This is a genomic window from Polaribacter sp. L3A8 (assembly GCF_009796785.1).
Lineage (GTDB): Bacteria > Bacteroidota > Bacteroidia > Flavobacteriales > Flavobacteriaceae > Polaribacter.
In genome coordinates, this window is sequence record NZ_CP047026.1 from 415,600 (window position 1) to 440,426 (window position 24,827).

Genomic DNA, 24,827 nt, shown 5'->3' on the forward strand with positions numbered 1-24,827 from the left:
GCGAAAAAAAACGCGGACAAATTTAAGTATTTATTATTCTAAATACGCTTAAATTTTTCAATAAAAATGAGTCTTAAAAAGATTATCACTAAATAATAGCTCAATTTTTAATATCATTTTGTTTCGATTATATTTTTTATAAATTTACTAATAAAAAAATGTAAAACCTTAATTAATTACATTGTATTTGTTTATTTTATTGATGTAGTAATAATATTTACGCAAATTTATTGTTAAAATGATAATATAGTGATTTGATGTTGTTTTATCAGAGAAAAAGAATTTAACGATATATAAAGTAGAAGACATTTAATTATTCAAATTATTTATTTGCAAAAATTTAAATAAAACCTCATGATCTTAGATGTGTAAACAAGAATTATTTTGGAGTTGTAATTATAATTGTCACTATAACTACTTTGGATACTTATAAAATAGGTTTTTAAAATTGACAAATTATCTGTTTCCTTCTAATTTTTACCTGAATTAAAAAAACAGCTATCATCGACAACCCCTAATCATCAAGAGACCTTCATCCTAGCTTTCCCAAAAGCTTAAGAAAGAAAGTAGATACCTATTTTAAAACACGTAATAAAAGAAGAAATATCAATAATCACTCTACGTAGTAGGTAAAATGTAAAAGTTTTTTTTAATCTAATTGACAGTGAGTAGTTTACCTTTTTTATAATAACTTAATAATAGAATAGAATCGTGAGAATAGCATGGTTAGTTTTTTTCTTTTTTGTTAAATATACAACTGCTTTTAATTGTCTAGGAACATGACAACTATCATAGTCTAAAATATATATGTAAGCTAAATTTGAGGAAATTAAAATATCGAAGTTATGAATATTTCACATATAGAGCATTTAGGTATTGCTGTTGATAATTTAGAGGAATCAATAAAATACTATGAAGAGGTCTTAGGATTGAAGTGTTATTCTATAGAAGAGGTTGCTGACCAAAAGGTTAAGACAGCCTTTTTTTTGGTAGGTAATACAAAAATTGAACTATTAGAAAGTACTTCTCCGGATGGACCCATTGGTAAGTTTATAGAAAAGAAAGGAGCTGGCATTCATCATATTGCTTTTGCCGTCCCCAATGCAACAGAAGCGTTAAAAACAGCAGAGAAACGAGGAGTGAGGTTGGTTGATAAAGTTTCTAGAAAAGGAGCAGAAGGACTAAATATTGGTTTCTTACATCCAAAATCTACATTAGGAGTACTTACAGAACTTTGTTCTAAAGAATAATCGACAAGAAAAATACATAAATAATAATGGCAAATCAAGATAAAATTAACGAGCTCATAGAAAAAAGAGCAGAAGCTAAAATGGGGGGAGGAGAAAAACGTATCGATTCTCAACACGCCAAAGGTAAATTAACAGCACGAGAACGTATAGATATTCTTTTAGACGAAGATAGTTTTGAAGAGTTTGACATGTTTGTAACCCACCGAACAAAATCTTTTGGGTTGGATAAACAAATTTATCTTTCTGATGGTGTGGTTACAGGGCACGGTACAATAGACGGAAGAATTGTTTATGTCTTTGCGCAAGATTTTACTGTTTTCGGAGGTTCATTGTCTGAAACCTATGCTTTAAAGATTTGTAAGGTAATGGATATGGCTATGAAAATTGGGGTTCCGGTTATCGGATTAAACGATTCTGGTGGCGCACGTATTCAAGAGGGAGTAAGGTCTTTAGCTGGTTATGCAGAAATTTTTCAAAGAAACATTATGGCATCTGGGGTCATTCCTCAAATTTCGTCAATTTTAGGACCTTGTGCTGGTGGAGCGGTTTATTCTCCGGCATTAACAGACTTTACTATTATGACAGAAAATACAAGTTATATGTTTGTTACTGGTCCAAAAGTAGTAAAATCGGTAACTGGAGAAGTGGTTACAGCAGAAGAACTAGGAGGTGCTAAAATTCATTCTACTAGATCTGGTGTTTCTCATTTCTTAGCAGCAAATGATGAAGAAAATTTATTGCTCGTTCGCAAGTTGTTAAGTTATATGCCTGCAAACAATTTAGAAGAACCACCAATAATTGCATGTAATGATCCTATTGATCGATTAGATGATGCTTTAAATGAAATTATTCCAGAAAATCCAAATCAACCTTATGACATTGTTGATGTAATATCAATACTTGCAGACAACGGAGAGTTTACAGAAGTGCATAGAAATTATGCACGTAATATTTGTGTAGGTTTTGCAAGGTTTAATGGTCGTCCGGTTGGTATTGTTGCCAATCAACCAAAATATTATGCAGGTGTTTTAGATATTGATGCATCAAGAAAAGCGGCTCGTTTTGTACGTTTTTGTGATGCTTTTAATATTGCAATTGTAACGCTTGTTGATGTTCCAGGATTCTTACCAGGTACTGGTCAAGAATATGGAGGAATTATTTTACATGGAGCAAAATTATTGTTTGCTTATGGAGAAGCTACGGTACCTAAAGTAACTATTACTTTGCGTAAATCTTATGGTGGTGCGCACGATGTAATGAGTTGCAAGCAACTAAGGGGTGATGTAAATTATGCATGGCCAACTGCAGAAATTGCGGTAATGGGAGCAAAGGGAGCTGTTGAGGTTTTAGAAGGATCTAATATTAGAAAAATAGAAGATGCTGGAGAAAAACAAGAGTACATTCAGAAAAAAGAGGATGAGTATACAGAGAAGTTTGCCAATCCTTATATGGCAGCAAAATATGGGTTTATAGATGATGTAATTGAGCCAAGAAACACCCGTTTTAGAATTGTTAGAGCTTTAGAATTACTTCAAAATAAAAAAGATGTAAACCCTCCAAAAAAACACTCAAATATTCCATTATAATGACATATCTACTAATAAATACAAACACAATAAGTGAAGGTTACGTTATCTTATTTACTGGGTTATTCATTGTTTTTAGTGCCTTGGTAACACTTGCACTTGTTTTTAATTATGGATTGCCTGTAATGCTTTATGTGTATAACATAATTACCAAAGGAAAGGACAAAAAAGTTAGTGAAATTAAAATAAAAAAAGATAGCAATTTCACAGGAGAAATTTCTGCGGTTATAGGAGCTGCAATTCACATGTATACAAGTGAACAGCATGATCATGAAAGCGCAATTTTAACAATTAAACAAGTTAAAAAAACATATTCACCTTGGAGTTCTAAAATTTACGGAATTCAAAATAGATTATAACAAATGAAAAGCTATAAATTTAAAGTAAACGATAACGGTTACACCGTTAATATAAAGTCACATGAAGACAATATTATTAACCTAGAAGTTAATGGTACTTTATATGAGGTGAAAATGAACGAGGAGATTAAAAAATCTAAAACTCCTACTTTAGTTCGTGCTGCATCGCTTAGACCTGCAGAGCCTCTAAAAGTAAATCCTAAGTCTCAAAAAACACGTATTGTAGCCCCAATTCCTGGTGTTGTATTATCTATCGATGTAAAAGTAGGAGATACACTTAAGGTAGGAGACAGAGTGCTTGTTTTAGAAGCAATGAAAATGGAAAATAGTATTGTTTGTGAAAATGCTGGTACAATTACGGCTATAAAAATTAGCGTTGGTCAGCAAGTATTGCATGATGAATTAATGATAGAACTAGAATAAAATACAAAACATGAAAAAAGTAATATTAATATTTTGTGTTCTATCTTTATTGATCTTTATAAGACCAGTATTAGGTTTTGACACAAATTCGAACACCGACAGCTTAAACGATGCTACGGTTTCTACTACGCAGGTTGATAAAGCATCACCACAACAAGGTGTTTTTGATGGAGCGCTTAAAGGGATTAAAACATTTTATGGGTACACCGGTTTTGCAAATGCAACATCAGGAAACTTAATAATGATTATAATCGGAATTGTATTTATCTACTTAGGTATTAAATATGATTACGAGCCCTTACTGTTAATACCTATTGGTGCTGGTGTTATTATAGGAAACATCCCTTTTGTCGCCGGAAATCAAACCGGAATCTATGAGACAGGATCTGTGTTAAACTTTCTTTATTTTGGGGTGGTAAAAGGAATTTATCCGCCATTAATTTTTTTAGGAATTGGTGCAATGACAGATTTTTCATCTTTAATTGCAAATCCAAAATTAATGCTTTTAGGTGCTGCTGCTCAAATTGGGGTTTTTGCTACTTTTATGGGAGCATTGTATTTAGGGTTTAACCTTCCAGAAGCAGGTGCAATTGGTATTATTGGTGGTGCAGATGGACCAACAGCTATTTTTCTTTCTTCTAAATTAGCCAATGGAGTTAATATAATGGCAGATGGTACTACGGTAAAAAATCTAATTGGGCCTATTGCTATTGCAGCCTATTCTTACATGGCATTGGTGCCTGTAATTCAACCTCCTTTAATGAGAATGTTAATCTCTAAAGAGGATAGAAAAATTAAAATGAAACCACCAAGAGCTGTTAGTCAAAAGGAAAAAATGATTTTCCCTGTGGTAGCTTTAATTTTAACAACGTTCATTTCTCCGAGTGCATTACCGTTATTAGGTATGTTATTCTTTGGTAATTTACTTAAAGAATCTGGCAGAACAGAAAGGTTAGCAGATACAGCAAGAACTAAATTAATAGACATTGTAACCATTTTACTAGGGGTTACTGTAGGTGCTTCTACACAGGCAGACATCTTTATTACTAAAGATTCTTTGTTAATATTTGGTTTAGGAGCCATATCATTTGTGATTGCTACTTGTGGAGGTTTATTATTTGCTCGATTTATGAATAGATTCTTAAAAGGCGATAATAAAATTAATCCATTAATTGGTGCAGCAGGTGTATCTGCAGTACCAGATAGTGCAAGAGTTGTACATACTGAGGGATTAAAATATGATTCCAGTAATTATTTATTAATGCACGCCATGGCGCCAAATGTAGCGGGAGTTATTGGGTCTGCAATTGCTGCGGGGATTATACTAAGTTTCTTAGGATAAAAAACGGTTCGTTTAATTATTTAAATGAACAAAACAACAATTTTTAAATTTTGATGAAATGAAAATACCAAATAAGATGACAGCAGATGAGGCTGTTAAATTAATCAAATCTAACAATAGAGTTTTAATACAAGGAGGTTCTGCAACGCCACAAGCATTAATTAATGCCATGGTTAAAAGAGCTCCAGAATTAAGAAATGTTGAACTTGTTCATTTACATACTGAAGGAGCATGTGGATACACTGCTCCAGAATTAAGAGAAAGTTTTCATACCAATGCTTTTTTTATTGGTGGTAACATTCGTAAAATGGTGGGTGATACTGTAGATTATATTCCTGTTTTTTTAAGTGAAATACCAAGTTTATTCCGTCAAGGCTATATGGATTTAGATGTGGTACTGGTAAATGTGTCACCACCAGATAAACATGGTTTTTGTTCTTTGGGAGTTTCTGTAGACATTGTTATTTCTGGTATTGAACGAGGTAAAAAAGTGATTGCTCAAATTAATTCGCGCATGCCTAGAACTTTTGGAGATGCTCAAATACATTTAAAACATTTTGATGCATGTGTAGAAATAGAAGAAGAAATCTACGAAATGAAATTTGTAGAACCTTCAGGTATTGAAAAATCGATAGGTAAAAACATTGCAGAAATTATTGATGACGGAGCAACCCTTCAAATGGGGATTGGTGGAATTCCAAATGCAGTTTTAACCTTTTTACACAACCACAAAAACTTAGGGGTACATACAGAAATGTTTTCTGAAGGGATTGTAGATTTGGTTAAAAACGGTGTTGTAAACGGTTCTAAAAAGAATACAAATCCGTATAAAATTGTTTCTGGTTTTGCAATGGGAACAAGGCGTTTATATGATTTTATGGATGATAATCCAGAAATTGAAATGAATGATATTGCGTATGTTAATGATACTTCTATCATTCGTAAGAATCCAAAAGTAACTGCAATTAACTCGGCTATAGAAGTAGATTTAACAGGGCAAATTTGTGCAGATTCTATTGGTCAGAGAATGTTTTCTGGTGTTGGTGGTCAAATGGATTTTATGCGAGGAGCTGCTTTATCTGAAGGAGGAAAACCTATCTGTGCAATTACTTCTACAACATGTAAAGGTGTTTCTAAAATTACGCCCGTTTTAAAAGTAGGTGCAGGTGTAGTAACAACGCGTGCACATGCAAGGTTTGTAGCTACAGAATATGGTATTGCAGAGCTGTTTGGTAGAAACCTAAAACAACGTGCGCAATCGCTAAGAGATATTGCACACCCAGATCACAGAGAAGAATTGGATAAAGCAATTTTTGAAAGATTTAAAAGTAGTTTAATGACAAAATAAATTAGTTAAATTTACAGAATATTTAAAAAACGACTTAAAATCACTGTAAATTTAACATTATTAATAAATTCACACATAATGAGCAATAAAAATAAACCACTTTTTTCTGATTTCTCTCCAGTTACAACTGAGCAGTGGATGGAAAGAGTGAATGTAGATTTAAAAGGAGCTGATTTTGATAGAAAACTAGTTTGGAAAAACCTTACTGGAATCAATTTTCAGCCTTGTTATAATATTGAAAACAAAATCACGCAGCTTACAAATACCGGAGAGAATTCTCAATCGTTGGTAAATTATAGATGTATTGCTGCTTGTTGTGGGAAATCTGGAAATGATTTAGCTTTAAAAGCAATTGAAGAAGGAATAAATGGTATCATTTTTCAAATGATGACTAATGTAGCTGTAAAAGAACTTTTAAACGGAATTGATTTAGATAAAATTTCGGTTTCATTTAAATTAAATAACAACGCACTAGTTTTTACGAAAGATTTAGTAGCTTTTGCAAAAGGTAAAAACTTAAAAGGATACATAGATACAGGCTTAATCTCTAGTTATGTAACAACCGGTACGTTTAATGAAAATCTTGTAGAGGTTACTGCAGAATTAGTGAAATTAACAACTAATTTTCCAAACTTTAAAGCAATTACTATTTCTGGAACTGAGTATTTAGATGCTGGTGCAAACCAAGTGCAAGAAATAGCGTATACTTTAAGTTCTCTTGTTTTTTTAACGGAAAAATTAAAAGAAAAAGGAATTTCTGTTCAAGCTATTTTCGATAATTTAAATTTCAATTTAGCTGTTGGTTTAGAGTATTTTGTAGAGATTGGTAAATTTAGAGCATTCAATAACTTATTAGCTGAGGTTGCGGCTAAATATCAGCTTGCTGATTTTTCGAATACAATAACCGCTAAAACATCTATTTGGAGTAAATCTATTACAGATGCAGAAACTAATTTGTTACGTTGTACAACAGAAGCAATGGCGGCAATATTAGGTAATGTAGACGGAGTTTTAATTGATGCTTATGATAAAGAATTTAAAAGTTCTTCTGATTTTTCTAGCAGAATAGCAGGTAATATTACCACTATTTTAAGAGAGGAATCTTACTTTGGTAAAGTTTCTAACCCTGTTGATGGCTCTTATTATATAGAAGAAGTAAGTTCTAAAATTGCAGATAAAGCTTTAGAGTTATTTAAAGAAACAGAAAAGAATGGTGGATTTTACATCAATTTTGAAAACGAAACCATTCAACAACAAATTACTGAAATTCGTTTGCAAAAATTAAAATTAATTAGCCAACGTAGAACACCGATGGTAGGTGTTAATAAGTATCCTAACTTAATGGAAACGGTTGCTGCAAATATACTTTCTAAAGATGGTGGTATCGCTAACTCAAAAGTATTAACTCCAAGAAGAGCTTCTTTAGAAATTGAAGCAATGCGCAGAGTAACTGAGGAGTTGGTTGCAGAAACAAATGTGCGTCCAATTGTACAATTAGCTAGTTATGGTAATTTAAATATGCGTAAAGCAAGAGCTGCTTTTGCGTATGATTTTATTGGAGTAAGCGGTTTTGATGTGCATCAAGAAGAAAGTTTTGCAAGTGCAGAAGTTGCCGCTAGAGAAAGTGCAAAATCTGCTGCACACGTGGTTGTTATTTGTAGTTCTGATGAAGATTATGATCAAACGGCTGTCAACTTTGTAAAAACATTTAGAGCTATAAATACTGAGAAAGTATTGTTGTTAGCCGGTGCTCCAAAAAATATGGATGAATTAACGGCTGCTGGTTTAGATGGTGTTGTTAACATGAGATCAGATGTTTTGGTAACGCTCTCAGCAATTCAGCAAAAAGTTCTACAAACCTTAAAATCTTTAGTAATATGAGACCAGATTTTTCAGATATCAAAATAAATTCAGCTGTTAAACAAACCGCTGCAACTTCAGATAATCATCACGTTTGGAATACTCCTGAAGGTATTCCTGTAAAAAAACAATTTACAAAACAAGATATTACCAAAGCAGAACATTTAGGTTTTGCAGCAGGTGTACCTCCTTTTTTAAGAGGACCATATAGTGCCATGTATGCAATGCGTCCTTGGACCATTCGTCAATACGCAGGTTTTTCAACCGCAGAAGAATCCAATGCTTTTTACAGAAGAAACTTAGCGGCAGGACAAAAAGGACTTTCAGTAGCTTTTGATTTAGCCACGCACCGTGGATATGATTCAGATCATCCACGTGTAACTGGAGATGTTGGTAAGGCCGGTGTTGCCATCGATTCTATTTTAGATATGGAGATTTTGTTCGATCAAATTCCGTTAGATAAAATGTCTGTTTCTATGACAATGAATGGAGCAGTATTGCCAATTATGGCTTTTTATATTGCTGCAGCAAGAAAACAAGGTGTTGCTTTAGATCAACTTTCTGGGACTATTCAGAATGATATTTTAAAAGAATTTATGGTGCGTAACACCTATATTTATCCACCATTACCTTCTATGAAAATTATTGGTGATATTTTTGATTACACCACTAAGAATATGCCGAAATTTAACTCCATTTCTATTTCTGGTTATCACATGCAAGAAGCCGGTGCAACTGCGGATATTGAATTAGCATATACTTTGGCAGATGGAATGGAGTACATTAGAACGGGATTAAAATCTGGTTTAAAAATTGATGAATTTGCGCCTCGTTTATCATTCTTTTGGGCTGTTGGTATGAATCATTTTATGGAAATTGCAAAAATGCGTGCTGCACGTATGCTTTGGGCAAAAATTATAAAAACGTTCAATCCAAAGAATCCAAAATCGATGGCATTGCGTACGCATAGTCAGACCTCTGGTTGGAGTTTAAGTGAGCAAGATCCTTTTAATAATGTTGCAAGAACTTGTGTAGAAGCAATGGCGGCAACTTTAGGAGGTACACAATCTTTACATACCAATGCATTGGATGAAGCGATTGCCTTGCCAACAGATTTCTCTGCAAGAATTGCACGTAATACACAGATTTTTATTCAGGATGAAACGCAGATGACCAAATCAGTAGATCCTTGGGCAGGTTCTTATTATGTTGAATATTTAACACAAGAAATTGCCAAAAAAGCATGGAAACTAATTGAAGAAGTGGAAGAACTAGGAGGGATGGCAAAAGCGATTGAAACCGGAGTTCCAAAATTACGTATTGAGGAAGCATCTGCACGTAAACAGGCACGTTTAGATTCTGGTCAGGATATTTTAGTGGGAGTAAATAAATTTAAAACGACTGAAAAAACGAATATTGAAATCTTAGATGTAGATAATACAGTTGTTAGAGATTCTCAGATAGCGCGTATCAATAAAATGAAAGCAGCACGTAATTCTGTACTAGTTGCAGCTAACTTAAAAGCATTAGAAGATTGTGCAGGAACAGGAAAAGGTAATTTATTAGCTTTGGCTGTTGAAGCTGCAGAAAATTTTGCTACTTTAGGTGAGATATCAGATGCTTTAGAAGTTCATTTTGGAAGACATAAAGCAGATACTAAATTAATAAGTGGAGTGTACGGAAAAGAAGTGAAAAACGATGATACATTTGCTAGAGCGCAAAAATTAACTGATAAATTTGCAGAAATCGAAGGTCGTAGACCAAGAGTTATGATTGCAAAAATGGGTCAAGATGGGCATGATAGAGGTGCAAAAGTAGTTGCTTCTAGTTTTGCAGATTTAGGTTTTGATGTAGATATGGGCTCTTTGTTTCAAACTCCGGAAGAGGTAGCAAAACAAGCTGTAGAAAACGATGTACATTTTGTTGGGGCGTCTAGTTTGGCGGCAGGTCATAAAACATTAATTCCGCAATTAATTGGCGAATTAGAAAAATTAGGAAGACCAGATATTATGGTTTTTGCTGGTGGAGTTATTCCTGCACAAGATTATGATTTTTTATTAGATAGAAAAGTAGTTGCCATTTTTGGTCCTGGAACGGTAATTTCTGAATCTGCGATTACTATTATGGAAAAATACTTAGAGCAAGAATAAGTTTAAAATTTATAAATAAAAGAGCCCAAACATTAAATTGTTTGGGCTTTTTTGTTGTTATCATCCACATAAATACGATTTTAGATTGTTATGTGTTTGTAATTATGAGTACTATATTGGTGAAAAAAACATAAGAACTTGTCACTTCGACCTGAGGAGAAGTCTCATAATACTGATAACACAAAAATGAGCACCTTTATGTGATTTCTCCCTTTGGTCGAAAAGACAAAACTGTATGGAAAGTTGAATGTTAGATAAAATATTTACAAAAAAAAACAAAAAGACAAACTGTGCTCGGTAAATGTCAATAAACTTTCCAAATAGTCTTTGCAGTAGCACAAACTTTATCGCTGCCTTTAATTTTGATGGTATGTGTAAAAGAATTTTCTATTTCATCTTTTTCAGTTAACGATACAACCGTGTCTCCATATGCTGCTTCAGCAATAAAGCGTCCGTCTATTTCGTATAAATAATAATTGTCTACAATATCTTCAGGAATAGATTCAATAACCCATTGTAAATATCTAATATTATTAACATGCTTATTCATGTCTGTATCAAACCTATTAACTCTAAATTGTTTTGTGTATTCAGAGAAATCTACAGCATTTATTTTTTTCTTAATATTTCTATTAATCGCTTTTTTATTAAAAGAAGACCATTTTTCTTTAATTTCATTAAAAATAGGGACAGGTTTTCTGTTTTTTATATCAAAAAATACCCATAAACCTTTTGCGCTACCAATAATTTTATCGTTTTCATCATAGATAATATTTTCTCTATAACCTTTAATTAAAGTGTAATCTGACAACCAAGTTCTAATGGTAATTCTTTCTTTATAATTTGGATAACGCTCCATTTGTAAAACACCAGAAACTAAAACCCAACCCACATTTTTCTTTACAAGATCGAATAAACTGTGGTTTATGGAGTAGCAATGGTCTGCAGCGGTTTCTTCTAATAAGGCTAAAATAATTGTAGGTGTTGCTAGCCCTAATTTATTCATTTCAAAATACCTTAATTCAAATTGCTTGTCAAAATATTTATCGAATTCCATATTTTATATTTTGAAGGTGAGCGTAAAAATTGTTTAAAATGATTTCTTAAATTGATCTATAATTTTTTGTGCTGCTTTAACAGGTGAAATTTTACTAGTAATAATCTCTTTTTCTATTTCTGAAAGTTGATTTTTAATATCTTTTGAACCGTAAAACAAATGTTTCAGTTCTTCATTAATATTATTATACATCCATTTTATTTGTTGATGGTTTCTGTTTTTTAAAAAGTAACCATTTTCATCAACTAACTTTTTAAAATTTAAAATTTCATTCCACACATTAGAAATTCCAATATTTTTTATTGCTGAAGCTGTACTCGCAACAGGAGTCCAACCAGACTCTGATGCTGGAAAAATATGCAGTGCGTTTTGGTATTGTCTTTTAGCTAATTTACTCATGGTAATATTATCGCCATCGGCTTTATTGATGACCACCATGTCTGCCATTTCCATTATTCCTTTTTTAATTCCCTGCAATTCATCACCAGCACCGGCAAGCATCAGTAATAAAAAGAAATCAGTCATTCCGTGTACAGCCGTTTCCGATTGTCCAACACCAACGGTTTCTATTAGAACAACATCGTAACCAGCAGCTTCACAAAGTAACATGGTTTCACCGGTTTTGTTAGAAACACCACCTAGAGTATCGCCAGAGGCGGAAGGTCTAATATACGCTTCTTGCAAGACAGATAATTCGTCCATTCTAGTTTTATCACCCAAAATACTTCCACGAGAACGCTGACTTGTTGGGTCTATGGATAATATGGCTACTTTATGTCCTTCTTTTACTAAATGCAAACCAAACACTTCTATAAAGGTACTCTTACCAACGCCTGGAACTCCAGTAATACCAATACGGATTGATTTACCTGAGTTTGGTAATATTTTTTGGATTATTTCTTTGGCTAAACTTTTATCACTTTCTAAATTACTCTCGATAATGGTAATTGCTCTAGAAAGAATTACTCTATCACCTTTTAAAACACCGTCTATATAGGCTTGTGCAAGTAATCTTTTTTTGGGTTTGTAGTTTTTCATTTTAGAGACTAAAAACTAAGTTTATAGGCTAGTTTTCAGGTATAACAAAGATACAAATAATGAAAAAAACACCAATAATTAAAGAGGGTTTTTAAATGATTTTTCTAGTTATAAATTCGAATAAATTTACTTTAAAAATGTATTTACCTAAATTAGGTAATAGTAAAAAAACTCTTATACAATTGAAAATCGGACTGAATTTTGTAATTTTGATATTATGGATATAAACCTACAAAATAAAAAAATTGAATTGATACAATGGTTGTCAACTTTAAACGATGTTTCTTTAATTGAAAAGTTAATGAAACTTAGAGATAAAGAGAAAACTGATTGGTGGAATGAAATTTCTACAGAAGAAAAAAAATCTATTGAAAAAGGAGTACTTGACGCAGATAATGGAAAAATAACTTCTCATTCTACTGTAAAAGAAATATATGAAAAGTGGCTTTAAAATATTTTGGACTGACCATGCTATTTCTGAATTAAAAGAAACTCTTGAGTATTTAGAATATCAATGGACAGAAAGAGAATTGAGAATTTTTTCAGCAAAATTAGACCACACAATAACTTTAATTTCTAAATCTCCTGAAATATTCCCTTCGTCATTAGGGAAAAATGGAATTAGAAAAGCTGTTATTGAAAAACATAATACTTTATATTATAGGATAAATATTGATACTATTGAAATTCTATCTTTATTTTCAAATAGACAAAACCCAAAGAAAAATAAATTATAATACATTTACCTAATTCCGTACAAACTTACTTGCTACTTTTAGTTCACTTGGAAACAAAGTTTATAATAACGTTTAAAAATAAAGAATAGAAATCAACCTTTTTTTACAAAGTATTACTCTTTTATTTTGATGGCTTTCAGTTTAATCAACCCAAAAAAGTCTAAAACTTTTATAATTAAATACGTCATGTCTATTTCGTGCCATTTTACACCAAAATTAGGACTACTTGCATGTTTATGATGATTATTATGATAACCTTCTCCCATCATTAAGAAATCGAAATGAAAAAGATTCTTACTGGTGTTTTTCATTTTATAATTTACATAACCATAAATATGTCCAAACCAATTGATGATAACTCCGTGAATAGGTGCCATTAAAAAAGCGATTGGTAATAAAAGCCATTGCCACCAAGAAGTTACAAAGAAGGCAAAGAATAAAATGTAAAATGCAATCCAAAAAATACGAGAAAAACGAGAACCAGCAAAAGCATCAAACGTTTTCCATTGAGGAACATTTTTAGTAAAACGATCATCAATAGCAATACGTTGCTCATTTATATCTTGATAAATAGTTTTTGTTTTCCACATCATTGCAAACATATTTGCATCGTAAGAAGGAGAGTGTGGGTCTTTTTCTGTATCTGTATACGCATGATGCATTCTGTGCATAATTCCGTATCCGTAAGCACTTAAGTAACTAGATCCTTGAAAAATCCATGTTAAAATAAAGGTGATTTTTTCCATGGTTTTAGACATGGTAAATACTTGGTGTGCCGCATAACGGTGTAAAAAGAAAGATTGAAAAAACAAACCTCCATACCAAAGCACTATAATAAAAATAACTACTGCCATATTTGTATTTTTTACAAAGGTAGTTCGCTATTTTAAGGGAAACAATGAACCTAAATCAATTAAAAAAAGAAATACAACCTTTAATTTTTGTTTCCGCCGTGGCGGAAAAAACTTTATAAATGAACATTTAGAAAAAAAAACTTTAAATTATCCGTTTTCTAATTCTGCTTAAAGCTTGTGCCGTAATACCTATGTAAGAACTAATGTATTTTAAAGGAACTTCTTTTAAAAGTTCTGGGCGTTCTTTAAATAATTTTAGATAACGTTCTTCTGCTGTTAGGTTTAAAAGATTTTGTTCTCTACTAGATTTGATTAAAAAAAGGCGTTCTGCGGTTAATCGACCAATTAAATTACCAATTTGAGTTGTTCTGTAAATTTCTTGTAAATCTGTATAAGAAATGCTTAAAAGGGTAGTGTCTGTAAGTGCTTGTAACTGGTAAGCAGATGGTTTTTGCGTTAAAAAAGAATCGTAAGCACTAATAAATTGGTCTTTAAAACTAAAACCAAAGGTGATTTCTTTTTCTGGATTTTCTTTCGGGATAAATAAACGCACCACGCCAGATTCTATAAAAGAAATATGGTTCTCTATTTCGTTCAGTTTTAAGAAAACAGTTTTCTTTTTAATGATACGAGGTTTTAATTTTGACGTAAAAAAAGCCCAATCTTCTTGAGATATGTTGGCTATTTGCTGTAAGTATGCTTTTATCTGTTCCAAATGTGTTTTTAGACTAAAATAGAGTTGCAAATATACGGATTCAGAAAGCCTATTTTGGTCTTATTTCTGTTATATAATACTCCTTTTATTTTTAAACAAAACAATTTAGCTTCACCAACAGTTATTTCTTTAATTAACTAGAACGATATTGTTACCTTTGCAAAAAATATATTTAATGTCAAAAACTTTTTCATCTTTAGGAATTCATAAAGAACTAGAAGCACGTTTAGCAAAATTAGAAATTACAGTTCCTACTGCGGTTCAAGAAAAAACCATTCCTTTTATCTTACATAAAAAGAAAGATATGGTGGTTTTAGCAAAAACAGGAACTGGTAAAACAGCTGCTTTCGGTTTGCCTTTATTGCAAAAAATTAAAGCTGATGAAACTCATATACAAGTTTTAATCTTAGCACCAACAAGGGAATTAGGACATCAGATATATGATAATTTAATTTCTTTTGCTTCTGATGAACAAAAAGAAAAGATTGTTTCTATTTGTGGAGGAATCCCAATAAAACCACAGATTGAAGCCATTAAAAAGAACCCAAGTATTGTAATTGCAACTCCAGGTCGTTTGGTAGATTTAATGAAACGTGAAGCGATTGATATTAAAAAAATCAACTATTTTGTTTTAGATGAAGCAGATGAAATGGTAAGCGCTTTAAAGGAAGAAGTAGATGCTATTATAAAAGAAATTCCGAATGTTAGAAGAACGTTGTTGTTTACAGCAACGATGCCCGGAACCATCAAGCAATTGATACAAAACTATATGTCTAAACACGTAGAACATATAGAAACTGATATGGATTCTGTTGGGCATAAAGGAATCGATCATCAATATGTGGTGGTAGAACCAATTGAAAAATTGAATGTTTTAATGCACTTTTTATCGACTAAAGAAGGAGAACGCGGAATTATTTTCTGTAAAACAAAAGCTGCCGTTAATAAATTAGCTAAAAATTTAGCGATTAATAAATTTTCATCAGGTGCTTTACACGGTAGTTTAACCCAAGGTATTCGTGATCGAGTTATGGGACAATTTAGAGAAGGAAATATCGATATTTTGGTGGCTACAGATTTAGCAGCTCGTGGTATTGACGTTAAAGAAATTTCTTACGTAGTAAATTACCATTTACCAGACAGGTATGATACGTATGTACATAGAAGCGGACGTACAGCTAGGGCAGGAGCAACCGGACTTTCTTTAAGTGTGATACAACCAGAAGAATTAGAAGAAATTCCTGAATTTGAAGAAGATTTAGGTTTGACTTTTAAAGAATATAAAAAAGCAGATGCACAAAGTATAGAAGACAATAATACAATTCTGTGGGCTAAAAAAGTGTTTAAAACAAAACCAAATCGTGGTATTTCAGAAGATTTAAAAGCAGAGATTAAAACAATTTTTCATCATTTAACCAAAGAAGAATTGGTAGATAAAGTTTTGGCTAATTATTTAGCACAAACAGCAAGTGCAAAAACAAAAACAGCAGTAATTAAAAAGAAGAAAAAGAAATAAGCATGGCAAATATTATAAAAACTCAACAAGATATATTATCAAAATTGCAGATTGAAGAGTTAAATCAAATGCAAAAAGAAGCTATTGCTACCATTCATAAAAATGATAATGTAATTTTACTTTCGCCAACAGGAACGGGAAAAACATTGGCTTTTTCTTTACCTTTATTAGAATTTTTAGATCCAAATTTAGAAGAAGTACAAGCTTTAATTTTAGTACCTTCCAGAGAATTAGCAATTCAAATAGAACAAGTAATTCGTTCTATGGGTTCTGGTTTTAAGGTAAATGCGGTGTATGGAGGTAGACCGATGTCTAAAGATAAGATAGAATTAAAGCATATTCCTGCAATTTTAATAGGAACACCAGGTCGAATTTCTGACCACTTTGCAAACGATCGTTTTTCTAAAGAGCATATAAAAACTTTAATTTTAGATGAATTTGATAAATCTTTAGAGGTTGGTTTTGAATATGAAATGCGTAATATTATCAATCAATTATCTTTAAATAAACGCATATTAACTTCTGCAACACAGGGAGTTGAAATTCCTGATTTTGTAGGTTTAAGTAAACCAAACACAGTTAATTACTTAAAAGCAGTAACTTCTAAATTAGAAATAAGAACAGTAGTTTCTCCTGCTAAAAACAAACTGAATACCTTATTACATTTACTAAATCATTTAGGAAATAAGCAAGGTATCGTTTTTTGTAATTTAAAAGATTCTATAAATAATGTAAGTACATTTTTAGAGAGCAAGAACATAAAACATGGTTGTTTTAGTGGAGGAATGGAGCAGAAAGATAGAGAACGTTCTTTAATAAAATTTAGAAACGGGACCAATCAATTATTAATTGCTACAGATTTAGCAGCAAGAGGTATCGATGTACCAGAAATGAGTTTCATCATTCATTATGAATTGCCACAAGCAGTAGAAGAATTTACACATAGAAACGGGCGTACAGCAAGAGTTTCTGCAGAAGGAACAGCCTTTGTTTTAAAATGGAAAGACGAACGTTTACCAGATTTTATTAAACATGCAGATTTACAAGATATTTCTAAACAAGCAGAAAGAAGTCCTGTTTTTTGGGAAACTTTATTTATTTCTGGGGGTAGAAAAGACAAAATTTCGAAAGGAGATATTGCTGGTTTGTTTATAAAACAAGGAAAATTAAGTAAAGATCAACTGGGTGACATAGAGTTGAAACAAGATTGTGCTTTTGTAGCAGTGCCATCAACATTAACAGCAGAATTAATAGAAAAATTAAACAATTCTCGTTTAAAAAAGAAAAAAGTACGTATTTACGAAGTGTAATAATATGAGTAATAAAGATTTAAATACAGAGGTAGATTCGTGTATTAATACCCTTCAAAAATTATTGGAGGACACAAATCAGCTTTTTGAATTGCCAGAAGAACAAAGAGTAGCGCTTTTTAAAGTTGCTGGCGAATTATCTCGTCCAAATAGAGATGAGTTTCAGCGTAGACGTAAAGATGCTAAAAAAGCGGCAAAACGTAAAATGATTGAAAGCGATAAACACGCTAGAAAATCTACCGGAATACGTTCTGCAAGAGAAGCCGCATTATTTGTTGCACCAAAATTATTAGGAGCAGCAGAATTAAATGAAGATACACCAGAATTAGAATCGCCAAGAAATTGTTATGTCTGTAAAACGGTTTTTACCAAATTGCATCATTTTTATGACACGATGTGTACCGAATGTGGAGATTTAAATTATGCAAAACGTTTTCAAACAACAGATTTAAAAGGTCAAGTAGCAGTAATTACAGGTTCTCGTTTAAAAATCGGATACCACATTACCTTAATGTGTTTACGTTCTGGAGCTACGGTTGTGGCAACTACGCGTTTTCCTGCAGATTCTGCAATTCGTTTTTCTAAAGAAGAAGATTATAAAGATTGGAGTCATCGTTTACACATTCATGGCTTAGATTTAAGACATATACCAAGTGTAGAAATTTTCTGTAATTATATAGAACAAAAATACGATCGATTAGATATTTTAATTAATAATGCAGCACAAACTGTAAGACGTCCGTCTGGTTTTTATTTCCATTTAATGGAAAATGAAAAATTACCGGTAGATCAACTTCCTAAATTGGCTCAAACATTATTAAAAGATCATTCTAGCTGTTTAGAAGAATTAGCAGATCTAAGTGTTTCTACTTCTAAAACAGATAAAAATAATGTTTTGCCAGTTACTTGGCACGGACCAGAACCTGGTATTGGTTTAAGAAATTCGGCAGAATTATCTCAAATACCGTATAGTTTTGACAACTCATTACAAACAGCAGAAGTTTTTCCGGAAGGAGAATTAGATGCCGATTTACAACAAGTAGATTTAAGAAAAACAAATAGTTGGCGTTTAAAATTAGGGGAAATAGAAACGACAGAAATGGTAGAAGTACAGTTAGTAAATGCTGTTGCTCCGTTTGTGTTATGTAATCGTTTGTCTAATTTAATGATGAAAGAAAATACGGGTAAAAAGCATATTATCAATGTAACTGCGATGGAAGGGAAGTTTCATCGATTTAAAAAAGTAGATAGACATCCGCATACAAATATGGCTAAAGCAGCCTTAAATATGTTAACACATACATCTGCATCTACATTTGCAAAGTCTGGTATTTATATGAATGCTGTAGATACAGGTTGGGTTACAGATGAAGATCCTGCAGAATTATCTAAGCACAAAGTAGAAACTCATGATTTTCAGCCACCGTTAGATATTGTAGATGGCGCTGCAAGAGTTATGGATCCATTAATTGATGGTATAAATACGGGTAAACATTGGTCTGGAAAATTCTTAAAAGATTATTTTCCGATAGATTGGTAGCATAACCTAAACAATTAAACAAAAGCTCAACTATAACTGGTTGAGCTTTTTTTATACAAAAATTTTGCTCAGTTACGGTTTTCAGTAAATTAAATATAAATTTTATGTCTATTCTTACCTTAGTTATATTGTTAAAGTATTCTTTTTTAATAATTTGACAGTAGAAATCGTCTAGTATAAAATGAAAACTATGATTAAAAGAACGTTATTTTTTTCTAATAAATATTCTTTAACTACAAAATTAGAGCAACTTGTAGTTAAGAATGAAAAACAAGAGATAAAAACTGTCCCCATAGAAGATATTGGTTTTATTGTCATAGAAAATCAAGAAACATATATTTCTGTTCCAGCACTTTCTAAATTAGCCGCTAACAATGTAAGTGTTATTTTTTGTGATCATAAACACATGCCGCAAAGCATGCTTTTAAATTTAGACAACCATCATATTCAACAAGAATTATTTAAACATCAAATAAATGCTACAGAACCACTAAAAAAACAACTGTGGCAACAAATAATAAAGTATAAAATAGAAAACCAAGCGTTACTTTTAGACAAGCAAGGGAAAATTAACACCCCTTTAAATTATTATAAATCTAAAGTTTTAAGTGGCGATATTGATAATAGAGAAGGGGTAGCTGCAGCCTATTATTGGAAAAATATTTTCGACTTCAAGTTTAAAAGAGAAAGAGTAGGAGTGTACCCAAATTTGTTTTTAAATTATGGTTATATTGTTTTAAGAGCTGCAGTTGCAAGAGCACTTTCTGGTAGTGGCTTATTAAATACACTAGGTATTCATCATCATAATAAATACAATGCATTTTGTTTGGCAGATGATATTATGGAACCTTACAGACCTTTAGTAGATGCAAAAGTTTTAGAAATTATAAATAAGTACGATGAGCACGATTTAATAACGCCCATTAAGTTAGATTTATTAAGTGTATTAACACAAACAGTTTATTTTGAAGATAAAAAAAGCCCATTAATGGTAGCTTTAAGCAGTACAACAAGTTCTTTACAACAGTGTTATGCAGGTAAATCTAGAAAAATTTTGTATCCAAAACTATGGATTTAAATGGGTATAGAATTATGTGGTTATTTGTTTTTTTTGATTTACCTACCGATACTAAAAAAGACCGCAGAAATGCACAATTGTTTAGAAAAAACTTATTAAAAGATGGTTTTACAATGATGCAATTTTCTGTTTATATGCGGCATTGTGCGAGTAGCGAAAGTGCAGATGCTCATGAAAAAAGGATAAAAGCTTTGTTACCACCTTACGGAAAAGTAAGTATTTTAAGAATTACAGATAAACAATATGGCAATATTATGAACTTTTGGGGGAAAGTACCAACCCCAAAAGAACCGCCTCCAATGCAATTAGAACTTTTTTAATAGCAGGGTAATAACCGATAACTTCATTATTTAGTTTTTTCCTAGAGGTTGCTTCTTAGAAAACAAAAAATGCTTCAAATAAAGCAATTAGGTCTTTATAAGAAGCATTTTTTATTTACGATATTTACTTTAAAACTATGATAATTAGAAGTTAACAGCACAACTAATATCGTTTTTTCTAATCTTTAATCAAACCACAACTGACACATACTGATACTGACACATACTGATAATATCGTTTTTTCTAATCTTTAATCAAACCACAACCTTATGTATTTCAATTATCTCTTGGAACTCAATATCGTTTTTTCTAATCTTTAATCAAACCACAACAACTACAAATCAAAAGAATCTGAAACTTTAAATATCGTTTTTTCTAATCTTTAATCAAACCACAACTAGGATAGATTTATCAGCAGAAGTGCAATCAATATCGTTTTTTCTAATCTTTAATCAAACCACAACTCAGCACCATCATATTCATCAACCTCAAAGAATATCGTTTTTTCTAATCTTTAATCAAACCACAACAGCTCTTGCAACGAAAGAAAAATTAACCAAAATATCGTTTTTTCTAATCTTTAATCAAACCACAACCATTTAATAGTGTTTTAAACAGCGTTTAATAATATCGTTTTTTCTAATCTTTAATCAAACCACAACATGAAACCAGTTTCTAATTTTATACGCTCAAATATCGTTTTTTCTAATCTTTAATCAAACCACAACTCGTACATTTCAACCGTCAACCAAACCGCTAATATCGTTTTTTCTAATCTTTAATCAAACCACAACATGCCATAACATTGTCTGTACTGGTGCTTTAATATCGTTTTTTCTAATCTTTAATCAAACCACAACCGTTTCTATCTGGATATTGGTTACTGTTTAAATATCGTTTTTTCTAATCTTTAATCAAACCACAACTTTAGATGCTGCAATAGAAAAACTGCTACTAATATCGTTTTTTCTAATCTTTAATCAAACCACAACTTTGAAACATTCTGCCCATCATCGCAGATAAATATCGTTTTTTCTAATCTTTAATCAAACCACAACTTTACCACGACCAAATACTTCTTCGATATGAATATCGTTTTTTCTAATCTTTAATCAAACCACAACAATTTGTAAACAGCTCATTCCATCAAAACAAATATCGTTTTTTCTAATCTTTAATCAAACCACAACAGTGCCTTTAGCAGACGTAGAACCACTCACAATATCGTTTTTTCTAATCTTTAATCAAACCACAACTGTTAAAGCTTCCTTAACTGGTTCTGCTGTAATATCGTTTTTTCTAATCTTTAATCAAACCACAACTTGCTTCTACGCTTACCTAAAGGATCTACAAATATCGTTTTTTCTAATCTTTAATCAAACCACAACCTGTAAGTACCACCATAGATGTAGCCTTTTAATATCGTTTTTTCTAATCTTTAATCAAACCACAACCATGATTTACAACAATCTATTCTTGGCAGAAATATCGTTTTTTCTAATCTTTAATCAAACCACAACAACAAAAAGACAAGAAGCTGAACTAAAACTAATATCGTTTTTTCTAATCTTTAATCAAACCACAACAATGCATCTTGTATGGTTGGTTTTAAGGCAAATATCGTTTTTTCTAATCTTTAATCAAACCACAACTTCTGAATCTGGCTCACTTATTACAGCAAAAATATCGTTTTTTCTAATCTTTAATCAAACCACAACACTTCGCCGCAGGCAATTACCTCTAATTCGAATATCGTTTTTTCTAATCTTTAATCAAACCACAACATATAAGCAATTACAAATACACGAAATACCAATATCGTTTTTTCTAATCTTTAATCAAACCACAACTATTAAGTGTTCAATATCTATTATACCTTAATATCGTTTTTTCTAATCTTTAATCAAACCACAACAGAAAATGCGGTACAATATTCCGATTTTCCAATATCGTTTTTTCTAATCTTTAATCAAACCACAACAACTCGTAACCAGTACCCGCCAATTTGCCAAATATCGTTTTTTCTAATCTTTAATCAAACCACAACATAATTTTACTGTTTTATATTAAAAATTTTAGAGGTCAGTATTTAAATTCATATCTTTAAAAACAACAAATACAGTAATATTATGAATATATTTAAAGGACAAAACCTTCTAGAGTTTGCTGATCGGTTTAAAACGGATGAAGATTGCAAGAAATACTTGGCAGATATTAAGTGGAAAGATGGATTTCAATGTGTTAAATGTGGACATAAAAAGGCTCAAATAAGAAAAGATTTTTCACGGACATGTAATATTTGCTCTCATCAAGAATCATCTACATCAAACACACTTTTTCATAAAGTAAAGTTTGGTGTTAGAAAAGCTTTCTTTATTGTTTTTGAAATGAGTACGAGTACTAAAAGCCTTTCTGCTAGTTATGTTGCAGTTCGTTTTAGTGTAACAGAAAAGACTGCACGTTTATTTATGCTCAAAATTAGAGAAGCTATGGAAAGTAGTGGAAATAGTCCTATGACCGGTATTGTTCATGTGGATGAATTTGTTTTGGGTGGACGAGAAAAAGATAAAGTAGGAAGAAGTTATAATGCTAAGAAAAAGAAAGCTATAACTGCTGTTGAACTAACTGAAGATGGAAAAGTTAAAAGAATGTATGCCATGAGAATCGAAGATTTTTCAGCTAGTTCTTTGCAATATATTTTTGTGAATCATATCAGTCGAGAAGCTAAAGTGATAACCGACAAATGGAGAGGTTACAGACCTATTGCGAAAGCTTATAATATTACTCAAATAGAAAGTAATGGAGGTATGAATTTTAAAGCACTTCATACAATGATTCATCAGGTGAAATCTTGGATAAGAACAACGTATTCTTGGGTAAGTGACTTTAATCTAAATAGATATTTTAATGAATTTTGTTTTAGAATTAATCGATCACAAAGTAAAGCAACAATATTCAATAACTTAATAACAAAAATGGTTCAAAAGGATAAAGTAGAGCAGCACAAAATTATATGTAACTAACTACTGACCTCTAAAAAATTTAATATCGTTTTTTCTAATCTTTAATCAAACCACAACTAATGGCAAAAGTTTCAAGAAGTATATTAAAATATCGTTTTTTCTAATCTTTAATCAAACCACAACATAAACACATCATATTGCTGCTCTTTATTTAATATCGTTTTTTCTAATCTTTAATCAAACCACAACCTTAAAACTATTTTATCAATAATAGTTTTAAATATCGTTTTTTCTAATCTTTAATCAAACCACAACTATCCAACTTCTCCAAAAGATTATAATAAAATATCGTTTTTTCTAATCTTTAATCAAACCACAACTATTCGTATAACTCTTTATCAGAGTCTTCTAATATCGTTTTTTCTAATCTTTAATCAAACCACAACTGGTGCGCTTGTTTCTTGAGAACCACCTACAATATCGTTTTTTCTAATCTTTAATCAAACCACAACTGGCTATCTAAGTGGGATTATGAAGAATATAATATCGTTTTTTCTAATCTTTAATCAAACCACAACTTGGTAAAACATTACTTTCTCAGGTGTTAGAATATCGTTTTTTCTAATCTTTAATCAAACCACAACATTGAAGGAATTGTTAATTTTTGCATTTTTAATATCGTTTTTTCTAATCTTTAATCAAACCACAACTTAAGAATAGATTATGAAGTATAATATAGTAATATCGTTTTTTCTAATCTTTAATCAAACCACAACAAAAAACATTTGATTACACTAACATTGACGAATATCGTTTTTTCTAATCTTTAATCAAACCACAACTATATGAAGTCGCTTTCATCTGATTCTGAAAATATCGTTTTTTCTAATCTTTAATCAAACCACAACTTTTTTTCCTGGTCCTTTTGGTTCTGACGCAATATCGTTTTTTCTAATCTTTAATCAAACCACAACTATATAACCTATCGTAATAAGGCTTGTAAGAATATCGTTTTTTCTAATCTTTAATCAAACCACAACTTTAATACATTAGTTGGTTGGAGAATAGAAAATATCGTTTTTTCTAATCTTTAATCAAACCACAACTCTCAAAGAATCGCTCTGGTTCTTACATTCAATATCGTTTTTTCTAATCTTTAATCAAACCACAACCGCATCATTACTACCGCCGTTTTCTATGCCAATATCGTTTTTTCTAATCTTTAATCAAACCACAACTTATTATTAGACATAAGTAAATCTATCTTTAATATCGTTTTTTCTAATCTTTAATCAAACCACAACTGGAATTGGAAATCACAAAACAAAACTAAAAATATCGTTTTTTCTAATCTTTAATCAAACCACAACAGTGGAGGTG

General features: G+C 31.4%; 20 protein-coding genes and 2 CRISPR repeat arrays (1 of these 22 running past the window's edge). Of the genes, 16 read left to right on the forward strand and 4 right to left on the reverse strand.

The annotated features are described in order from the left end of the window. Positions 1–845: 845 nt before the first annotated feature. From mce to scpA, 8 genes are all read left to right on the forward strand, one after another. Positions 846–1,250 carry a methylmalonyl-CoA epimerase gene (mce, locus tag GQR92_RS01385; RefSeq protein WP_158837443.1) on the forward strand — a complete coding sequence of 135 codons (405 nt, stop codon included), beginning with the start codon at positions 846–848 and terminating at the stop codon, positions 1,248–1,250. Positions 1,251–1,276: 26 nt separating this feature from the next. Further along, positions 1,277–2,836, forward strand: coding sequence for an acyl-CoA carboxylase subunit beta (locus tag GQR92_RS01390; protein WP_158837444.1), 1,560 nt, complete (start codon positions 1,277–1,279; stop codon positions 2,834–2,836). Continuing rightward, positions 2,836–3,195, forward strand: a complete 360-nt coding sequence (locus GQR92_RS01395) for an OadG family protein (RefSeq protein ID WP_158837445.1) — start codon at positions 2,836–2,838, stop codon at positions 3,193–3,195. Before GQR92_RS01390 ends, GQR92_RS01395 begins: the two co-directional genes overlap by 1 nt. Before the next feature lie 3 nt (positions 3,196–3,198). Then, positions 3,199–3,618, forward strand: coding sequence for a biotin/lipoyl-containing protein (locus GQR92_RS01400; protein WP_158837446.1), 420 nt, complete (start codon positions 3,199–3,201; stop codon positions 3,616–3,618). A 10-nt stretch (positions 3,619–3,628) separates the two neighbouring features. Next, complete coding sequence (locus GQR92_RS01405) at positions 3,629–4,960, forward strand: sodium ion-translocating decarboxylase subunit beta (RefSeq protein ID WP_158837447.1); 1,332 nt, start codon at positions 3,629–3,631, stop codon at positions 4,958–4,960. Positions 4,961–5,018: 58 nt separating this feature from the next. After that, a complete protein-coding gene (locus GQR92_RS01410; RefSeq protein ID WP_158837448.1) occupies positions 5,019–6,308 on the forward strand; it encodes an acetyl-CoA hydrolase/transferase family protein in 1,290 nt (429 codons plus the stop codon). A gap of 78 nt (positions 6,309–6,386) precedes the next feature. Next, the gene (locus GQR92_RS01415) at positions 6,387–8,189 is read left to right on the forward strand and encodes a methylmalonyl-CoA mutase family protein (protein ID WP_158837449.1); all 1,803 of its coding nucleotides are present in this window, start codon (positions 6,387–6,389) and stop codon (positions 8,187–8,189) included. Further along, positions 8,186–10,318 (forward strand): methylmalonyl-CoA mutase, encoded by a 2,133-nt coding sequence (scpA, locus tag GQR92_RS01420; protein WP_158837450.1) that lies wholly within the window; start codon positions 8,186–8,188, stop codon positions 10,316–10,318. Before GQR92_RS01415 ends, scpA begins: the two co-directional genes overlap by 4 nt. 304 nt (positions 10,319–10,622) lie before the next feature. Here the strand turns inward: scpA and GQR92_RS01425 are convergent, their stop codons facing one another. After that, complete coding sequence (locus GQR92_RS01425) at positions 10,623–11,375, reverse strand: acyl-[acyl-carrier-protein] thioesterase (protein ID WP_158837451.1); 753 nt, start codon at positions 11,373–11,375, stop codon at positions 10,623–10,625. Between the two features lie 33 nt (positions 11,376–11,408). Continuing rightward, positions 11,409–12,413, reverse strand: a complete 1,005-nt coding sequence (gene meaB / locus GQR92_RS01430; protein WP_158837452.1) for a methylmalonyl Co-A mutase-associated GTPase MeaB — start codon at positions 12,411–12,413, stop codon at positions 11,409–11,411. A 217-nt stretch (positions 12,414–12,630) separates the two neighbouring features. Here meaB and GQR92_RS01435 point away from each other — a divergent pair, with 217 nt between their 5' ends. Next, positions 12,631–12,864, forward strand: coding sequence for a hypothetical protein (locus GQR92_RS01435; RefSeq protein ID WP_158837453.1), 234 nt, complete (start codon positions 12,631–12,633; stop codon positions 12,862–12,864). After that, positions 12,848–13,150 (forward strand): type II toxin-antitoxin system RelE/ParE family toxin, encoded by a 303-nt coding sequence (locus GQR92_RS01440; protein WP_158837454.1) that lies wholly within the window; start codon positions 12,848–12,850, stop codon positions 13,148–13,150. The genes GQR92_RS01435 and GQR92_RS01440 overlap by 17 nt, the downstream gene beginning before the upstream one ends. Positions 13,151–13,263: 113 nt before the next feature. On the opposite strand, the gene GQR92_RS01445 is transcribed toward GQR92_RS01440, so the two are convergent. Continuing rightward, positions 13,264–14,004: an acyl-CoA desaturase gene (locus GQR92_RS01445; protein ID WP_158837455.1), complete on the reverse strand. Its 741-nt coding sequence runs from the start codon at positions 14,002–14,004 to the stop codon at positions 13,264–13,266. A gap of 142 nt (positions 14,005–14,146) precedes the next feature. Beyond that, positions 14,147–14,719: a Crp/Fnr family transcriptional regulator gene (locus GQR92_RS01450; RefSeq protein ID WP_158837456.1), complete on the reverse strand. Its 573-nt coding sequence runs from the start codon at positions 14,717–14,719 to the stop codon at positions 14,147–14,149. Positions 14,720–14,894: 175 nt separating this feature from the next. Between GQR92_RS01450 and GQR92_RS01455 the strand changes: the two genes are divergently transcribed. From GQR92_RS01455 to GQR92_RS01480, 6 genes are all read left to right on the forward strand, one after another. After that, entirely contained in the window at positions 14,895–16,235 is a 1,341-nt protein-coding gene (locus GQR92_RS01455) for a DEAD/DEAH box helicase (RefSeq protein ID WP_158837457.1), read from the forward strand. Positions 16,236–16,237: 2 nt separating this feature from the next. Continuing rightward, a complete protein-coding gene (locus GQR92_RS01460) occupies positions 16,238–17,545 on the forward strand; it encodes a DEAD/DEAH box helicase (RefSeq protein ID WP_158837458.1) in 1,308 nt (435 codons plus the stop codon). Between the two features lie 4 nt (positions 17,546–17,549). After that, positions 17,550–19,085 (forward strand): SDR family NAD(P)-dependent oxidoreductase, encoded by a 1,536-nt coding sequence (locus GQR92_RS01465; RefSeq protein ID WP_158837459.1) that lies wholly within the window; start codon positions 17,550–17,552, stop codon positions 19,083–19,085. A 190-nt stretch (positions 19,086–19,275) separates the two neighbouring features. Then, positions 19,276–20,163: a type II CRISPR-associated endonuclease Cas1 gene (gene cas1, locus GQR92_RS01470; RefSeq protein ID WP_158837460.1), complete on the forward strand. Its 888-nt coding sequence runs from the start codon at positions 19,276–19,278 to the stop codon at positions 20,161–20,163. A 14-nt stretch (positions 20,164–20,177) separates the two neighbouring features. Beyond that, complete coding sequence (gene cas2 / locus GQR92_RS01475) at positions 20,178–20,483, forward strand: CRISPR-associated endonuclease Cas2 (RefSeq protein WP_233269941.1); 306 nt, start codon at positions 20,178–20,180, stop codon at positions 20,481–20,483. 165 nt (positions 20,484–20,648) lie between these two features. After that, positions 20,649–22,532: direct repeats of the CRISPR family, unit length 36 nt; unit sequence AATATCGTTTTTTCTAATCTTTAATCAAACCACAAC. An 81-nt stretch (positions 22,533–22,613) separates the two neighbouring features. After that, on the forward strand, positions 22,614–23,507 hold the full coding sequence (locus GQR92_RS01480) for an IS1595 family transposase (protein ID WP_158837462.1): 894 nt from the start codon (positions 22,614–22,616) through the stop codon (positions 23,505–23,507). A 21-nt stretch (positions 23,508–23,528) separates the two neighbouring features. Next, a CRISPR array of direct repeats spans positions 23,529–24,827; the repeat unit is 36 nt; unit sequence AATATCGTTTTTTCTAATCTTTAATCAAACCACAAC (it continues 319 nt past the right edge of the window).

Coding starts and splice junctions, on each gene's coding strand:
- mce (WP_158837443.1), top strand. CDS start 846: ATGAATATTTCACATATAGAGCATTTAGGTATTGCTGTTGATAATTTA.
- GQR92_RS01390 (WP_158837444.1), top strand. CDS start 1,277: ATGGCAAATCAAGATAAAATTAACGAGCTCATAGAAAAAAGAGCAGAA.
- GQR92_RS01395 (WP_158837445.1), top strand. CDS start 2,836: ATGACATATCTACTAATAAATACAAACACAATAAGTGAAGGTTACGTT.
- GQR92_RS01400 (WP_158837446.1), top strand. CDS start 3,199: ATGAAAAGCTATAAATTTAAAGTAAACGATAACGGTTACACCGTTAAT.
- GQR92_RS01405 (WP_158837447.1), top strand. CDS start 3,629: ATGAAAAAAGTAATATTAATATTTTGTGTTCTATCTTTATTGATCTTT.
- GQR92_RS01410 (WP_158837448.1), top strand. CDS start 5,019: ATGAAAATACCAAATAAGATGACAGCAGATGAGGCTGTTAAATTAATC.
- GQR92_RS01415 (WP_158837449.1), top strand. CDS start 6,387: ATGAGCAATAAAAATAAACCACTTTTTTCTGATTTCTCTCCAGTTACA.
- scpA (WP_158837450.1), top strand. CDS start 8,186: ATGAGACCAGATTTTTCAGATATCAAAATAAATTCAGCTGTTAAACAA.
- GQR92_RS01425 (WP_158837451.1), bottom strand. CDS start 11,375: ATGGAATTCGATAAATATTTTGACAAGCAATTTGAATTAAGGTATTTT.
- meaB (WP_158837452.1), bottom strand. CDS start 12,413: ATGAAAAACTACAAACCCAAAAAAAGATTACTTGCACAAGCCTATATA.
- GQR92_RS01435 (WP_158837453.1), top strand. CDS start 12,631: ATGGATATAAACCTACAAAATAAAAAAATTGAATTGATACAATGGTTG.
- GQR92_RS01440 (WP_158837454.1), top strand. CDS start 12,848: ATGAAAAGTGGCTTTAAAATATTTTGGACTGACCATGCTATTTCTGAA.
- GQR92_RS01445 (WP_158837455.1), bottom strand. CDS start 14,004: ATGGCAGTAGTTATTTTTATTATAGTGCTTTGGTATGGAGGTTTGTTT.
- GQR92_RS01455 (WP_158837457.1), top strand. CDS start 14,895: ATGTCAAAAACTTTTTCATCTTTAGGAATTCATAAAGAACTAGAAGCA.
- GQR92_RS01460 (WP_158837458.1), top strand. CDS start 16,238: ATGGCAAATATTATAAAAACTCAACAAGATATATTATCAAAATTGCAG.
- GQR92_RS01465 (WP_158837459.1), top strand. CDS start 17,550: ATGAGTAATAAAGATTTAAATACAGAGGTAGATTCGTGTATTAATACC.
- cas1 (WP_158837460.1), top strand. CDS start 19,276: ATGATTAAAAGAACGTTATTTTTTTCTAATAAATATTCTTTAACTACA.
- cas2 (WP_233269941.1), top strand. CDS start 20,178: ATGTGGTTATTTGTTTTTTTTGATTTACCTACCGATACTAAAAAAGAC.
- GQR92_RS01480 (WP_158837462.1), top strand. CDS start 22,614: ATGAATATATTTAAAGGACAAAACCTTCTAGAGTTTGCTGATCGGTTT.